13 protein-coding genes and 1 rRNA gene are annotated in these 14,481 nt (G+C 72.6%); 6 read left to right on the top strand and 8 right to left on the bottom strand.

Going from position 1 to position 14,481, the window contains the following annotated elements; translation table 11 throughout:
• Positions 1-115 (bottom strand): 16S ribosomal RNA (locus ACEZDG_RS26030); the annotation flags it as partial.
• Positions 116-684: 569 nt separating this feature from the next.
• On the opposite strand from ACEZDG_RS26030, the gene ACEZDG_RS26025 reads away from it, so the two are divergent.
• Entirely contained in the window at positions 685-1,134 is a 450-nt protein-coding gene (locus ACEZDG_RS26025; protein ID WP_380513683.1) for a PTS sugar transporter subunit IIA, read from the top strand.
• 34 nt (positions 1,135-1,168) lie between these two features.
• The gene (ptsP, locus tag ACEZDG_RS26020) at positions 1,169-2,839 is read left to right on the top strand and encodes a phosphoenolpyruvate--protein phosphotransferase (RefSeq protein ID WP_380513682.1); all 1,671 of its coding nucleotides are present in this window, start codon (positions 1,169-1,171) and stop codon (positions 2,837-2,839) included.
• A 34-nt stretch (positions 2,840-2,873) separates the two neighbouring features.
• Here the strand turns inward: ptsP and ACEZDG_RS26015 are convergent, their stop codons facing one another.
• From ACEZDG_RS26015 to ACEZDG_RS25990, 6 genes are all read right to left on the bottom strand, one after another.
• Positions 2,874-4,901, bottom strand: a complete 2,028-nt coding sequence (locus tag ACEZDG_RS26015) for an acetoacetate--CoA ligase (RefSeq protein ID WP_380513680.1) — start codon at positions 4,899-4,901, stop codon at positions 2,874-2,876.
• A 43-nt stretch (positions 4,902-4,944) separates the two neighbouring features.
• Positions 4,945-6,261, bottom strand: a complete 1,317-nt coding sequence (locus tag ACEZDG_RS26010; RefSeq protein ID WP_380513678.1) for an adenylosuccinate synthetase — start codon at positions 6,259-6,261, stop codon at positions 4,945-4,947.
• 14 nt (positions 6,262-6,275) lie between these two features.
• On the bottom strand, positions 6,276-7,271 hold the full coding sequence (locus ACEZDG_RS26005; RefSeq protein WP_380513677.1) for a hypothetical protein: 996 nt from the start codon (positions 7,269-7,271) through the stop codon (positions 6,276-6,278).
• A 38-nt stretch (positions 7,272-7,309) separates the two neighbouring features.
• Positions 7,310-8,398: a molecular chaperone DnaJ gene (locus tag ACEZDG_RS26000; protein ID WP_380513676.1), complete on the bottom strand. Its 1,089-nt coding sequence runs from the start codon at positions 8,396-8,398 to the stop codon at positions 7,310-7,312.
• Positions 8,395-9,234, bottom strand: a complete 840-nt coding sequence (locus ACEZDG_RS25995) for an NUDIX hydrolase (protein ID WP_380513675.1) — start codon at positions 9,232-9,234, stop codon at positions 8,395-8,397. The genes ACEZDG_RS26000 and ACEZDG_RS25995 overlap by 4 nt, the downstream gene beginning before the upstream one ends.
• Positions 9,235-9,324: 90 nt before the next feature.
• Positions 9,325-9,906 (bottom strand): TetR/AcrR family transcriptional regulator, encoded by a 582-nt coding sequence (locus ACEZDG_RS25990; RefSeq protein WP_380513674.1) that lies wholly within the window; start codon positions 9,904-9,906, stop codon positions 9,325-9,327.
• 87 nt (positions 9,907-9,993) lie between these two features.
• On the opposite strand from ACEZDG_RS25990, the gene ACEZDG_RS25985 reads away from it, so the two are divergent.
• The 4 genes from ACEZDG_RS25985 to ACEZDG_RS25970 all read left to right on the top strand — a co-directional run bounded on the left by ACEZDG_RS25985 (position 9,994) and on the right by ACEZDG_RS25970 (position 13,588).
• Positions 9,994-10,716, top strand: coding sequence for an SDR family oxidoreductase (locus ACEZDG_RS25985; RefSeq protein WP_380513672.1), 723 nt, complete (start codon positions 9,994-9,996; stop codon positions 10,714-10,716).
• Between the two features lie 72 nt (positions 10,717-10,788).
• The gene (gene mmuM / locus ACEZDG_RS25980; protein ID WP_380513670.1) at positions 10,789-11,727 is read left to right on the top strand and encodes a homocysteine S-methyltransferase; all 939 of its coding nucleotides are present in this window, start codon (positions 10,789-10,791) and stop codon (positions 11,725-11,727) included.
• 11 nt (positions 11,728-11,738) lie between these two features.
• Positions 11,739-13,256, top strand: a complete 1,518-nt coding sequence (gene glpK / locus ACEZDG_RS25975) for a glycerol kinase GlpK (protein ID WP_380513669.1) — start codon at positions 11,739-11,741, stop codon at positions 13,254-13,256.
• A gap of 101 nt (positions 13,257-13,357) precedes the next feature.
• Positions 13,358-13,588 (top strand): hypothetical protein, encoded by a 231-nt coding sequence (locus tag ACEZDG_RS25970; RefSeq protein ID WP_380513667.1) that lies wholly within the window; start codon positions 13,358-13,360, stop codon positions 13,586-13,588.
• A gap of 15 nt (positions 13,589-13,603) precedes the next feature.
• On the opposite strand, the gene ACEZDG_RS25965 is transcribed toward ACEZDG_RS25970, so the two are convergent.
• Complete coding sequence (locus ACEZDG_RS25965) at positions 13,604-14,428, bottom strand: SAM-dependent methyltransferase (protein WP_380513666.1); 825 nt, start codon at positions 14,426-14,428, stop codon at positions 13,604-13,606.
• Positions 14,429-14,481: the final 53 nt, after the last annotated feature.

The raw sequence follows: 14,481 nt of genomic DNA, 5'->3' as shown, positions 1-14,481 counted from the left end.
ACGTGTTACTCACCCGTTCGCCACTGATCCACCCCGAAGGGCTTCACCGTTCGACTTGCATGTGTTAAGCACGCCGCCAGCGTTCGTCCTGAGCCAGGATCAAACTCTCCGTGAATGTCATCCCGTAATCGGGAACACACCCGCGTTGAGCGGCACAGCAGCCAGCGGAATAGCCGACCCTGTGCACTGCGTCCTCGCTAGTGTTTACTACTCTATTTTTTCCCAAAGGAACCACGACCAACCACCACAAAAGCGGCTGGACGGGGTATCAACATTTGGCGTTGACTTTTGGCACGCTGTTGAGTTCTCAAGGAACGGACACTTCCTTCAGGCGGCTTTCACACCGACCCTCCGGGCGCTTCGTTCTGTTTCAAAGCTTAGCAGACCGTTTTACCTGGTCAGCACCGGTTTGAATTCCGGCCGCCCTTCGCATTCCCGGGCAGGCTCAAACCGTAGCGCATTGTGCTTGCTACTCCGAATGGGCTTGCCGCCGACACGCCGCAGCCATGCAGGTTGCGGTGGGCAGGTCGCCAACGTTACATGCCTGTGCTTGACGGAGCAAACCAGCACGTACGTGGGCTTCGGCCCTGACGGGCGCGGCTGCGAAGTGTCCTAAGTTGACTTGATTTAGGCTGATCCTGATTGTCCGTACGAGCGCCGTTTTTGCCGCGATGGAGGCTGAGTATGACGACAGTGACGTCCCCCCTGGCTGGACGGGCGATCGGACTCGCCGCCGTGCCTGACCCGGTGTTCGCCGGGGCGATGGTCGGGCCGGGTACGGCGATCGACCCGGTGCGGGAGCCCGGGGACGCTGTGGCTCCGGTGGGCGGGACCGTGGTCTCCATGCACCCGCATGCCTTTGTCGTCATCGACGAGCACGGGCACGGGGTACTGGTGCACCTCGGGATCGACACCGTTCAGCTGAACGGCGCCGGCTTCGAACTGCTGGTGAGCAAGGGGGACAGTGTGAAGCAGGGGCAGCCGGTGATCCGGTGGGACCCGGCCGCGGTGGAGGCGGCCGGGAAGTCGCCGATCTGCCCGATCGTGGCGCTGGAGGCTTCGCCGGAGCAGTTGAGCGCGGTGCAGGAGTCGGGTGAGGTGGCGGTCGGGGACGACCTCTTCACCTGGAAGTAATGCGGAGCAGGCAACCCGAGCGGAGACCGGTGAAATGACAGAGACGCTGCGCGGCGTGGGTGTGAGCCACGGGGTCGCGATCGGACAGGTTCGGCATATGGGCACGGCGGTGCTCGAGCCGTTGGCGCGGCAGACGCCGACCGAGGAGGCCCCGCGCGAGCAGGCGCGGGCCCGGCAGGCGGTCGAGGCTGTGGCCGCTGACCTGCAGGCGCGCGGCAATCTGGCCGGCGGCGAGGCCCAGGCGGTGCTTGAGGCGCAGTCGCTGATGGCGCTCGACCCCGAGCTGATGTCGGACGTCGAGCGGCGGATCACCGTCGGCAGCACGGCCGAGCGTGCTGTCTACGACGCCTTCGCCTCCTACCGGGCGCTGCTCGCCAACGCGGGCGACTACCTGGCCGGGCGGGTCGCCGACCTCGACGATGTGCGGAACCGGATCGTGGCGCGGCTGATGGGGGTGCCGATGCCGGGGGTTCCGGACAGCGACGAGCCCTATGTGCTGATCGCAAGGGACCTCGCGCCCGCCGACACCGCGCTGCTCGACCCGACGCTGGTGCTCGGCTTCGTCACCGAGGAGGGCGGGCCGACCAGCCACAGCGCGATCCTGGCGCGGGCGCTGGGGGTGCCGGCCGTGGTCGCCATGCCGGGCGCCACCCGGATGGCCGAGGGCGTCGTGGTAGCGGTGGACGGGAGCACCGGGGAGATCCTGGTGGATCCCTCCGAGGAGAAGCAGCAGGAGTGGCGGCAGCTGGCCGCCGAGCGGAAGGCCGCGCTGTCGGCGTCGACCGGTCCCGGGCAGACCTCGGACGGCTACCGGGTGCCGCTGCTCGCCAACATCGGCGGTCCCGCGGACGTGCCGGCCGCAGTGGCCGCCGGGGCGGAGGGCGTCGGGCTGTTCCGCACCGAGTTCCTGTTCCTGGACGACTCGACCACGGCTCCTTCGGAGGAGGCGCAGGTCGCGGCGTACCGGAAGGTGCTGGAGGCGTTCCCGGAGGGTCGGGTCGTGGTCCGGGTGCTGGACGCGGGCGCGGACAAGCCGCTGGACTTCATGACCCCGGGCGACGAGCCCAACCCGGCGCTGGGCGTGCGCGGGCTGCGCAGCCTGCTCGACCACCCCGAGGTGATGCAGACCCAACTGCGGGCGCTGGCCAAGGCGGTGGCCGGGCTGCCGGTCTACCTGGAGGTCATGGCCCCGATGGTGGCGGACCGGATCGACGCCAAGGCGTTCGCGGACGCCTGCCGGACGGCCGGGCTGTCGGCGAAGTTCGGCGCGATGGTGGAGATCCCCTCGGCCGCGCTGCGGGCACGGTCGATCCTGCAGGAGGTCGAGTTCCTCTCGCTGGGCACCAACGACCTGGCCCAGTACACCTTTGCGGCGGACCGCCAGGTCGGCTCGCTGGCGCGGCTGCAGGACTCCTGGCAGCCCGCCCTGCTCGACCTGATCGCCATGGCGGCGACCGCGGCCAAGGCGACCGGCAAGAGCTGCGGCGTGTGCGGGGAGGCGGCGGCCGACCCGGTGCTGGCCTGCGTGCTCACCGGGCTCGGGGTGACCAGCCTGTCGATGGGGGCGAGCGCGATCCCCTATGTCCGGGCCACCCTGGCGAAGTACACCTTGGCGCAGTGCACCCGGGCCGCCGCCGCCGCGCGGGCGACCGACACGGCCGACGAGGCCAGGGCGGCGGCGAACCAGGTGCTGTCCGGGGAGTAACCCGGGCGGGTAGCGGGCGGGACGGGCGGAGGGGTCACTCACCGGTGCGGTGGGCGGCCCCTTCGGCGTTGTCTGCGTGGGCTTCGGCGCGGGCGCGGGCCAGTTCCAGGAACGGGGCGAGCGCGGCGGGGTCGTCCAGGGAGCCGGGGTTGACGGCCTGGGCCGGCGGGGTGCCGCCGAGGATCCGCTTGATCGGGACCTCCAGCCGCTTGCCGGTCAGGGTGTGCGGCAGGGCCGGGACGGTGATGATCTCGTCGGGCACGTGCCGGGGCGACAGCTGGTCGCGCAGCGAGCCGCGGACGGCGGCGCGCAGCTCGTCGTCCAGGGCGGCGCCGTCGGCGAGGACCACGAAGAGCGGCATCCAGTAGCCGCCGTCGGGCTGCTCCAGGCCGATGACCAGGGATTCCCGGATCTGCGGCAGGCGTTCGACGACCTCGTAGATGTCGGCGGAGCCCATCCGGACGCCCTGGCGGTTGAGGGTGGAGTCGGAGCGGCCGTGGATGACCACCGTGCCGCGCGGGGTGACGGTGATCCAGTCGCCGTGCCGCCAGACGCCGGGGTAGGTGTCGAAGTAGCTGGCGTGCAGCCGGGCGCCGTCCGGGTCGTTCCAGAAGTACAGCGGCATGGACGGGATCGGCTTGGTGCAGACGAGTTCGCCGACCTGGTCGATGACCGCTTTGCCGTCCACGTCCCAGGACTCGACGGCGGCGCCCAGGCTGGGGGCCTGGATCTCGCCGAGGTACACCGGGAGGGTGGGGGCGCCGCCGACGAAGCAGCTGCAGAGGTCGGTGCCGCCGCTGACGCTGGCGAGCCAGATGTCCGGGCTGACCTGCTCGTAGATCCAGCGGAAGCCGTCCGGCGGGAGCGGGGAGCCGGTGGTGCCGATGGCGCGGAGCCGGGAGAGGTCGAGGTCGCGGGACGGGTGGACACCGGCCTTGGCGCAGGCGGTGATGTAGGCGGCGGAGGTCCCGTAGACGGTGACCTCGGCGCGTTCGGCGATGTGCCACTGGGCGGCGGTGTCCGGGTAGCCGGGGCTGCCGTCGTAAGTGACGATGCTCGCGCCCACGAGCAGGCCCGCCAGCAGGAAGTTCCACATCATCCAGCCGGTGGAGGTGTACCAGAAGAAGCGGTCCTCGGGGCCGAGGTCGAGCTGCAGCCCGGCCTGCTTCAGGTGCTCGACCACGATGCCGCCGTGGCCCTGGACGATGGCCTTGGGCAGGCCGGTGGTGCCGGAGGAGTAGAGCACCCAGAGCGGGTGGTCGAAGGGGAGTTGGTCGAAGACCGGCTCCTGGGGGGTGCTCAGCAGCGAGTCCCAGGTCAGGGTGTCGGCGGGGGCCGGGGTGCCCAGCAGCGGGATGTGCACCACCTGGCGCAGCGAGGGGAGTTCGCGGCGCAGCTCGGCGACGGTGTCGGCGCGGTTGTGCACCTTGCCGCCGTAGCGGTAGCCGTCGACGGCGAAGAGGACCACGGGTTCCAGTTGCTGGAAGCGGTCGAGCACGCTGCGGGCGCCGAAGTCCGGGGCGCAGGAGGTCCAGATCGCGCCGACGGCGGCGGTGGCGAGCAGGGCGACGGCGGCCTGCGGGATGTTGGGGACGTAGCCGCTGACCCGGTCGCCGGGCCGGACGCCGAGGCGGCGGAGTTCGGCGGCCAGTGAGCCGACCTGCCGGCGCAGTTCCGACCAGGTGAGGACGGACGGCTCGGGGTCGACCTCGTCCAGGTGCAGGATCGCCGGGGTGTCGGCGTGGGCCGGGTCCTCGCCGTGGCGCAGGGCGTGCTCGGCGTAGTTGAGGCGGGAGCCGGGGAACCAGACCGCGCCGGGCATCGAGTCGTCGGCGAGGGCCGCGCTGGGAGGGGTGCTGAAGCGGACGTCGAACCACTCGGTGACGGCGGTCCAGAAGCGGTCCAGGTGGTCCACGGACCAGTGGTGCAGGGCCGCGTAGTCGCCGTCGGGCGCGCCGTGGTGCTCGACGGCCCAGCGTTGGAACCGGGCGAGGTTGCTCGCGGCGGCACGGGCCGGGTCGGGCTCCCAGAGGGGGGTGGCGGATGGGTCTGCGCTGCTCATGGGGGCCTCCGGCGGTGCGGCTTCGTTGCCAGAGAGGAATCTTTCATGCGGACCGGCGTTGCGCCAAGACCGCCGGGGCCGGGGTGAGCAGGTGTTTGTCGGTGGAGCGCGGGCCGTAGGAAGTGAGCCGCACCGGGGTGCCGAGGCTCTCCTCGACCGCCTCGGTCCAGGCGCGGGGGTCCGGCCCCGGGGTGCGGGTGCGGCCGGGGCGGGCCCGGAGCAGCGCCACGGTCAGCCGCAGCTGCCGGTCCAGGTCGCCGGGGACGGCCGGTGGCAGCTCGGTGAGCTGGTCGCCGTCCAGGTCGTAGGTCTCGCAGAGGGAGAGGTAGCGGAAGCGGGCCGGCGTGTCCAGGTGGGTGAGGGCCAGGGCGTCGGCTCCGCCGCAGGCGGCGAGGGCGTAGCGGTGCGCGACGGCGTCGAAGTGGCCCAGCCGGAAGGCGCCCTGCCAACGGCCGTGGCCGTTGTGGGGTTCGGGGAGGGCGGCGGCGAGGGCCGGGTCCTCGGTGACCATGGGTCCCGGGCCGTGCCGGGTGGTGTAGCTGCGGAGCACGCCGAGGCGCTGCGCCGGGTCGGCGCCGGCCTCGGCGATCAGGGTCTCGGCGTTGGCGAAGGTGGTGGTGGACCAGGTGGTGTAGGGGTGGAATCCGTGCCACTCGTCCAGCAGCACGCCCTGGGCGCCCTCGAAGACGGTGCGGACGCTGCGGAGCAACCGGGGCAGGTAGCTGTCGTCGGTAAGGGTGGTGTGGTCGGCGAAGGCCCGGAAGGCGGCGGCGCAGTCGGCCGGGGGCGGGCCGAGCGGCTCGGACAGGCCGAGGTCGGCGGTGAGCCGCTCGCGGAGCCGGGCGAGGACGGTGAGCAGCCGGGACGGGCTGGTGCAGTCGCCCGCGGTGGGCGCGTCCTCGGGGTGGGCCAGGGCGTAGGCGGCGGTCTCCCCCACGCCGACCCCGCAGGAGCCGTGCCTGGCCCGGCCCCTGGCGGTCTCCCTGATCCGGTTGGCGGCGGCGTGGTACGGGGTGGTGAGCAGGGCGCGGCGGTCGACGGTGAGCCGGGCGAGCGGGTCGGCGACGCCGAGGCCGCGCAGGTGGGCGGCCTCGGTGGCCAGCGCCAGCGGGTCCACCAGCATGAACCGGGACAGGTGGGTGCGGACGCCCGGCACCAGGCTGCCCGAGCCGAACTGGGCGAAGGTGTGGTGCCGGCCGTCCGGGGCGACCACGTTGTGGGCCGCCTGGGCGCCGCCGTTGAAGCGGACCACGGTGTGCACTTCGGTGCTGCGGCAGAGGTGGTCCACCACGCTGCCCTTGCCGGCGTCGCCGTAGCCGAGGTCGACCACGACGGTGTGGGAGGGGCCCGTGCCGTTCATAGCCACGCCACCGTTCACAGTCGGGTCGTTCCCGGGGTGCCGGCTGCCGGGTCGTCGCCGAGCAGCGAGCTGCCGGCCACGGTGGCCGGGCTGTGCCGGCGGGCGACGGCGGCCAGGGCCTTGCCGACGGATCCGGCCGAGCTGGAGCCGATGTCGGCGAGGTCCTCCAGCCCTTCCTGCAGGTCGATGGCCTCCTCGCCGAGGCCGATGGTGAGCGCGATGGTCTCGCAGACCGCGTCCAGGTCGTCCAGTTCCAGCACGTTCTGGCCGAGCAGCTTGCGCCAGGGGTCGAGCACCTTGGCGTTGCCGGAGTAGGCGGTGCCGGCCGGGAGGATGTAGTAGACGTCGAACTTCTGCTGCAGCTCCGGCAGCAGGGTGGCGAGCGGGATGTCCTCGGTGAGCTTGTCGCCGATCACCTCGCGCACCTCGCGGGCCTTGACCTTCCCGTACGGGAGTTCGTCACCGATCAGGAAGAGGTAGCCGCGGCGACCGCGCTTCTCGTGGCAGTCGAGGGAGGTGTGCCGGGCCATGGCGTACATGGCGAGTTCGTAGGACTCGGTCATCTGACCGCCTCCGCCGCCCTCCAGGAAGATGTTGCCGAGGTCGTCGTCCATCCGGTTGTCGGACTCGAACTGGCCGAGCTGGAGCGGGACCCGGTCGCAGGTGGCGTCGCCCACCGCGCCGAAGAGGATCTGCGGGTCCTGGGTGTAGCCCTTGCGCAGCAGCAGGCCGAAGAGCTCGGGCAGCTTGGTCTGCAGGGTGCGCGGCACCGACTGCATCGAGCCGGTGACGTCGAAGAGCACGGATATGGCAAGGGAGTTGGGGTGCTCGTCGGAGTCCCGGCTCTCCCGGACGCCGATGCCCTTGGGGTCGAGCGAGGGGTGGGCCTTCCAGTCGCTCCGGGGGCCGCTGCGGGCGCGGGAGCTGTAGTCGAAGGGGTCGGCGCCGGTGGCCGCGCGGTAACTCGCGGCGGCGTCGTAGACATTGGTGGACCAGGAACCGCTTCCCATCGGGAACTCCTTGTGATGGTGAATCAGGTGAGGGTGCGTCAGCTGGGGAGGTGGAGCGGGCGGAAGGTGCGGGGGCCGTAGAGGCGGTCGAGCAGGTCGTCGAGCTCGGTGAGCAGCCGCCAGGCGTCGTGCGGGCGGCGGCGCTCCTCCGGGAGGGTGCTGCCGATGACGAAGGCACGCAGTGCGAGCGGGATCCGGTCGCCCATCAGCCCGGCCATGCACAGGCTGGCCATGTGCAGGTCGGTGGCCTCGGTGGCGGGTTCGCGGGCCAGGACCTCGGGCGGGTAGCGGTCGCGGTGGCGTTCGACCAGTGCGGGCAGCGGTGCCGGGGCACCGCTGACGGAGTAGCACCAGTCGACCAGGACCAGCCCGTGCAGGTCCGGATGGATCAGCACGTGCTCGGGCAGCACCGCGCCGTGCCGGACGCCGGCCCGGTGCGCGTAGCCGAGGGCGACCAGCAGTCGGCGCCAGATCCAGGCGGCGTCCCGGGGGTCGACGCCCTCCGGCCAGGCGGCGGCCAGGTCGGTCAGCGGACGGAAGCCGTCCAGCCGGGTGAGGGCGTTGACCTGGCGCACCGCACCGGGGCCCTTGGCGCCGGGGCCGCCGGGGCCTGCTGTCTCGGTGTAGCGGAAGGTCTCGACCAGGGTCGGGGCGTAGGCGTGGAAGCGGGGGTCGCCGTGCCGGGCCAGCCGGGTCAGCGCGGTGGCCTCACGGGCGATCAGGTCGTTGTCGGCGGGCGAGCGCGGGATCTTGAGCAGGACGTCGAGCTCGGTGTACGGGTCGCGGTGGGGTGCGGCGTGAGCCCGGCGGAGCACGGCGAGGTCGCCCGTGGCCTGCACCGGGCCGGTGCGGTAGCGGTGGTGCGGGGTGGTCAGCGTGTCCGGGGGCGGGGCCGAGGCGGCGGTACGGGCGTCGTTCAGGGCGTTCAGCGCGGCACAGGCGGCGGTGGCCTCGGCGGCGCGGCCGGGCGGTGCGGTGTCGGGGTGCAGCAGGCGCACCAGGTAGCGGTGGCGGCGGCCGGCGGCGAGCGGGTCGGTGCCGAACAGCTCGGCCGGGGTGGTGGCGTTGGTGACAGCGGCGAGGGCCTCGTCGAAGCTGCGGGGCCGGGCCGGGGGCCGGGACGTCAACGTATGGCCTCCTCGCGATCGGGACGGAGCAGTGCCGGGTGGAGCAGGCGGGCGTCGCCGCGCCGGTAGAGGCGGGGCCGGGGTCCGCCCCGGGAGCCGCCGTGGGCGGTGGTGCGGCCGGTGCCCTCCACGAAGCCGGGCACCGAGAGCACCTTGCGGTGGAAGTTGCCGGGGTGGAGCTTCTCGCCCCAGATCTCCTCGTAGACGGCGCGGAGGTCGGAGATGGTGAACTCGCGGTCCAGGAAGGCGGTGGCGAGCGGGGTGTACTCCAGCTTGGACCTGGCCCGGTCCAGGGCGGCGGTGAGGAGCGCGCCGTGGTCGAAGGCCAAGTCAACGCGAGTGCGGGTGGTGCTGGGGTCGCCGGGCCCTCCCCTGTGGGGTCCGGCGACCGGTTCGAGGGAGGACACCGGGATCCACGCGGCAGCAGCAGCGTCGGTTCCGGCCCTGGGGGTGGGCAGGTCAGGGGCGAAGGCCAGGTAGGCGACCGAGACCACATGCATCCGCGGGTCGCGGGCCGGGGCGCCGAAGGAGCCCAGCTGCTCCAGGTGGACCCGGCGCAGGGCCGCGGTGTCGACGGCCGTCTCCTCGGCGAGTTCGCGGGCGGCGGCCTGGTCCAGGTCCTCCTGGCCGGCCCGGACGAAGCCGCCGGGGAGGGCCCAGCTGCCCTGGAACGGCGGGGCCGCGCGCTGCACCAGCAGGACGTGCAGCTGCTGCTGACGCAGGGTCAGCGCGACGATGTCGACGGTGACCGCGACCGGGGCGAAGGCGTGCGGGTCGTAGGCGTCCAGCCAGGCCTGCTCGTCCAGCGGGTCCTGGCGCGGGCTCTGGGACGGCATGGGCGCTCCGATTGGTTGTTCTCCGAGTGAGTACTTCTCTAACTGAGAACAACTTAGCGCACAACGCTGCCTCGATCCAGGGAATTCGCTTCAGTCGCGGGAGAGCGCGTCCAGCGCGGGCAGCAGCTCGTCCGTGAAGGCCGGGCCGACCTCGGCGTGCTCGTTCATCAGGCGGTACCACATGGCGCCGAAGACCATGTCGACCACGGTCTCCACCGGCACCCGCCAGGTGTCGCCGCAGCGCTCCAGCGCGGTACGGAGCAGGGTGCGGCGGCCGGCGATGTAGCCGCGGCGGGCGGCGGCCAGCTCCGGGTCCGCGACGGCATCGGCGGTGACCCCGATGAGCACGTTGGCCAGCGGCTTCTTGGCGGCGAGGGTGAAGGTGTCGTCCAGGAAGGCGCGCAGGTCGGCGCGCGGGTCCGCGGTGGGGGCGGGCAGGACGTGGGCCGCGCCGATCTCGGCGAGCGCCTCCAGCAGCACCGCGCCCCGGGTGGGCCACCAGCGGTAGACCGTCTGCCGGCCGACGCCGGCCGCCTCGGCGATGCCCTTGATGGTGATCGCGGTGTAGCCGTCGCGGACGGCGAGGGCGGTGGCCGCGTCCAGGATCGCGCGGCGGGCGGACTCGCTGCGGGGGCGACCGAGGGCGGGCGACTCGGGGGGCGGGGGCGTCATGGTCGGACTTTACAAGACACGCTGCCTCGATACATAATCGAGGCACAGTGACTCGTAAAGAGGGCCGCTGGAAGGGATGGGGAGAAGATGTCCGAGCGTGTAGTGGTCATCGGTGGAACGTCCGGCATCGGACTGGCCGCGGCGGAGCAGCTGCTCGGCCGCGGGTACGAGGTGGTCGTCGCCGGGCGCGACGAGCAGCGGTTGGACTCCGCACTGCGGCAGTTGAAGGACCGCGGGGTGACCGGACGGGTCGTGGACGCGGCCGACGAGCAGCAGCTCGAAAGCTTCTTCGCCGAGGTGGGCCCGTTCGACCACCTGGTGGTGACGGTCTCCGTGCACGGCGGCGTCACCTCGCTGCTGGACCTCAGCGCGGCGGAGCTCAGGCGGCACAGCGAGGGGAAGCTGATCCCGCATCTGCTGACGGTCAGGGCCGCCCTCGGCACCCTGCGGGCGGACGGCTCGGTCACCCTGCTGGGCGCGGTGAGCTCGAAGCTCAGCGGTGCCGGGCTGGTGGCGCTGGGCTCGACGAACGCGGCGGTGGAGCAGGCGGCCCGGGTGCTGGCCGCGGAGCTGGCGCCGCGGCGGGTCAACGCGGTGTCGCCCGGCGTGATCGACACGCCGTGGTGGGACTGGGTGCCCGAGGAGGTCCGGCAGGAGACGCTGAACGGGGCCTGCGCGAGCACCGCCCTGGGCCGGCCCGGGCGTCCGGAGGAGGTGGCGCACGCCATCGTGTACCTGGTCGAGAACGGCTTCACCACCGGCGTGGTGCTGCCGGTGGACGGCGGGGCGCTACTCGGCCCGGTCCGGTAGCCGCCGCGAGGTTGCGGCCGTGACGACGTAGGGTTGCCGGACTGCCGCACGTCCGCACCGGAGGCACCGCCGATGACCAGTACCGCCCACTCCCCCGCCTCGCTGGTCGCGGCGCTCGCCGAGGGCGTGCTGGTGCTGGACGGCGGGATGTCGAACCAGCTGGAGGCGGCCGGCTACGACCTGTCCGACGCGCTGTGGTCGGCCCGGCTGCTCGCGGACGCGCCCGAGGCGGTGTCGGCGGTGCACCGGGCCTACTTCGCGGCCGGGGCCCAGGTGGCGATCACCGCGAGCTACCAGGCGAGCTTCACCGGGTACCAGCGGGTCGGGATCGGGCGGGAGCAGGCCGAGGGGCTGCTGCGGCGCAGTGTGGAGCTGGCCCGGACGGCGGCCGGGGGCGAGCCCGGCCGCTGGGTGGCGGCGTCGGTCGGACCGTACGGCGCGGTGCTGGCCGACGGGTCGGAGTACCGGGGCCGGTACGGGCTGAGCGTGGCCGAGTTGGAGCGGTTCCACCGGCCGCGGGCGGAGGTGCTGGCCTCGGCCGGGCCGGACCTGCTGGCGCTGGAGACCGTGCCCGACGTGGACGAGGCGGAGGCGCTGCTGCGCGCCGTGGCGGGTCTTGACCTGCCGGTCTGGCTCTCCTACAGCGTCGCCGGCGGACGGACCCGCGCCGGGCAGTCGCTGGAGCAGGCGTTCGCCCTCGCCGCCGGCAACGACCAGGTGCTGGCGGTGGGGGTGAACTGCTGCGCGCCGGAGGAGGCCGCGGCGGCGGTGGAGCTGGCGGCGGCGGTGAGCGGGAAGCCGGTGGTGGTGTACCCCAACAGCGGGGAGGGCTGGGATCCGCAGGCCGGGAGCTGGGCCGGGCCGCCGACCTTCGACCCGGAGCGGGTCGGCGAGTGGACCCGGGCCGGGGCGCGGCTGGTCGGCGGCTGCTGCCGGGTGGGTGCGGAGCAGATCGCGGAACTGGCCGGGACCCTGGCACACTCGGAGGCCCATTCGCCGCCTCCCACCTGAGGACCACTGCTGTGACGTCAGACGGTCAGTACATCGCCGCGATCGACCAGGGCACGACCTCCAGCCGCTGCATCGTCTTCGACGCGGACGGGCGGATCGTGGCCGTCGAGCAGCAGGAGCACCGGCAGATCATGCCGCAGCCCGGGTGGGTGGAGCACGACGCCGCGGAGATCTGGACCCGGGTCCGTTCGGTGGTCACCGAGGCCCTGGCCAGGGCCGGGCTGACCAGCGCGGACATCCGCGCGGTCGGCATCACCAACCAGCGCGAGACCACCCTGCTGTGGGACCGGAGCACCGGCCTGCCGGTGCACAACGCCATCGTCTGGCAGGACACCCGCACCGAGGCGCTGTGCCGGGAGCTGGGCCGCAACGTCGGCCAGGACCGGTTCCGCCGGGAGACCGGGCTGCCGCTGGCCAGCTACTTCGCCGGGCCCAAGATCCGCTGGCTGCTGGACCACGTGGAGGGGCTGCGGGAGCGGGCCGAGGCCGGGGAGATCCTGTTCGGCACCATGGACAGCTGGGTGATCTGGAACCTCACCGGCGGCGTGGACGGCGGCGTCCACGTCACCGACGTCACCAATGCCTCGCGCACCATGCTGATGAACCTGCACACCCTGGAGTGGGACGCCAGGATCCTGGAGTCCATGGACATCCCGGCCGCGCTGCTGCCGGAGATCCGCTCCTCCGCCGAGGTCTACGGGCACGCGGTCGGCGAACTGGCCGGGGTGCCGGTCGCCTCGGCGCTCGGGGACCAGCAGGCGGCGCTGTTCGGGCAGACCTGCTTCGACGTCGGGGACGCCAAGAGCACCTATGGCACCGGCACCTTCCTGCTGCTCAACACCGGTGAGAAGGCCGTGAATTCGTACCACGGGCTGCTGACCACGGTGGCCTACCGGATCGGCGGCCAGAAGCCGGTGTACGCGCTGGAGGGATCGATCGCGGTGACCGGGTCGCTGGTGCAGTGGCTGCGGGACCAGCTCGGCATCATCTCCACCTCGGCGGAGGTGGAGACCCTGGCGGCGACGGTCGAGGACAACGGCGGCGCCTACATCGTGCCGGCCTTCTCCGGGCTGTTCGCGCCGTACTGGCGCGACGACGCGCGCGGGGTGATCACCGGGCTGACCCGCTACGTCAACAAGGGGCACCTGGCCCGCGCGGTGCTGGAGGCCACCGCCTGGCAGACCCGCGAGGTGGTGGACGCGATGGCCAAGGACTCCGGGGTCACCCTCACCGCGCTCAAGGTGGACGGTGGGATGACCGGAAACAACCTGCTGATGCAGATCATCGCCGACATCCTGGACGCCCCGGTGGAGCGGCCGTCCGTCACCGAGACCACCGCTCTCGGCGCGGCCTACGCGGCGGGTCTGGCCGTGGGTTTCTGGCCGGATCTGGACACCTTGCGGGCCAACTGGCACCGGGAGGCGGAGTGGACCCCGCGGATGGCCGAGCAGGACCGGGACCGGGAGTACCGGAACTGGCTCAAGGCGGTGGACCGCACCAAGGGCTGGATCGACGCCGAGGACGCCTGACGCCCGGGTGGCCGAAAAGCGCGGTCGCGGGCATGGGCGGGGCCTGAGCGGGCAGGTTTCCACGGTCGGGTACGAGCCGGGGGGCGCTGGTGGCAGGTCGGGTGTCGGACAGGTCGCGCAAAGCACGGGTGCGCTGCCTGCTGGGCTTCGGGTTCACCGTGAACGCGCTGATGTTCACCATCGTGGGTTCGGTGGCGCACGCCGACTACACCCCGCTGGGGCTGATCGCCTCCGCGGTCGGGATCTTCGCCACCACCTGGTTCCTGCTGGACGCCGGCATCGCCTACCAGGCGGACCTGCAGCGGCGGCGCGGCGGGAGACTCCCCCGGTGAGCCCCGGCGGCAGGGCTAGGGCTTGCGGGCCACTGCCGCGTAGAGGGGCAGCCGGGCGTCCTCGGGGGCGGTCGGCTCCTCCGGGTGCCAGAACGGGGCGGTGACCAGGCCGGGCGGCAGCAGTTCGAGGCCGTCGAAGAAGCGGCTCACCGTGCTGTGGCTGCGGCCGGTGGCCGAGTTCCTGGGGCTCCGCTCGTAGACCGAGGTCACCCGGCGCTCCACCTCCGCGGAGATGAAGTCCGCCGTGCCGTGGCTGAGCACCAGGAGGCTGCCGGGCGCCAGCGCGGCCATGAGTTCGGCGACGATGCCGAAGGGGTCGTCCTCGTCCGCGATGAAGTGCAGGATGGCGACCAGCAGCAGCGCCACCGGGCGGTCGAAGTCCAGCAGGGCGCGGACGTCCGGGTCGCCCAGGATCCGCTTGGGCTCGCGCAGGTCCGCCTGGAGCACCCGGGTCTCGCCGTGGCCGGGGCCCGCCATCAGCGCCCTGGCGTGGGTCAGCACGATCGGGTCGTTGTCCACGTACATCACCCGGGCCTGCGGGTTGACGCCCTGGGCTATCTGGTGGGTGTTGCCGGCCGCCGGGATGCCGGTGCCGATGTCCAGGAACTGGTCGACGCCCTGCTCCGCGGCGGCATGGCGGACCGCCCGCTGCAGGAACGCGCGGTTGGCCCGGGCCGCGACCCGCATCGCGGGGTCGGCGGCGACGATCCGGGCCCCGGCCTCGCGGTCGGCCGGGAAGTTGTCCTTGCCGCCGAGCAGCCAGTCGTAGATCCGGGCCGGATGCGGTATGTCCGGGCGCAGGTCGGTGGGCGGCCGAAAGCCCTCGGCAGCCTCGGACATCCACGATCCGTCCTGCGACACGGTTCCTCCCCTGTGGTGCTCAACCAGTGCTG

Source organism: Streptacidiphilus alkalitolerans (genome assembly GCF_042511045.1).
GTDB lineage: Bacteria > Actinomycetota > Actinomycetes > Streptomycetales > Streptomycetaceae > Streptacidiphilus > Streptacidiphilus alkalitolerans.
The sequence above is the reverse complement of the archived record's forward strand: the minus strand, read 5'-3'. Positions and strand labels throughout refer to the sequence as shown.

Bases quoted from the DNA above. Each gene is read 5' to 3' on its own strand.
- ACEZDG_RS25990 (WP_380513674.1), bottom strand. From the start codon at position 9,906: ATGACGCCCCCGCCCCCCGAGTCGCCCGCCCTCGGTCGCCCCCGCAGC.
- ACEZDG_RS25985 (WP_380513672.1), top strand. From the start codon at position 9,994: ATGTCCGAGCGTGTAGTGGTCATCGGTGGAACGTCCGGCATCGGACTG.
- ACEZDG_RS26015 (WP_380513680.1), bottom strand. From the start codon at position 4,901: ATGAGCAGCGCAGACCCATCCGCCACCCCCCTCTGGGAGCCCGACCCG.
- ptsP (WP_380513682.1), top strand. From the start codon at position 1,169: ATGACAGAGACGCTGCGCGGCGTGGGTGTGAGCCACGGGGTCGCGATC.
- ACEZDG_RS25995 (WP_380513675.1), bottom strand. From the start codon at position 9,234: ATGCCGTCCCAGAGCCCGCGCCAGGACCCGCTGGACGAGCAGGCCTGG.
- mmuM (WP_380513670.1), top strand. From the start codon at position 10,789: ATGACCAGTACCGCCCACTCCCCCGCCTCGCTGGTCGCGGCGCTCGCC.
- ACEZDG_RS26010 (WP_380513678.1), bottom strand. From the start codon at position 6,261: ATGAACGGCACGGGCCCCTCCCACACCGTCGTGGTCGACCTCGGCTAC.
- ACEZDG_RS25965 (WP_380513666.1), bottom strand. From the start codon at position 14,428: ATGTCCGAGGCTGCCGAGGGCTTTCGGCCGCCCACCGACCTGCGCCCG.
- ACEZDG_RS26025 (WP_380513683.1), top strand. From the start codon at position 685: ATGACGACAGTGACGTCCCCCCTGGCTGGACGGGCGATCGGACTCGCC.
- ACEZDG_RS26005 (WP_380513677.1), bottom strand. From the start codon at position 7,271: ATGGGAAGCGGTTCCTGGTCCACCAATGTCTACGACGCCGCCGCGAGT.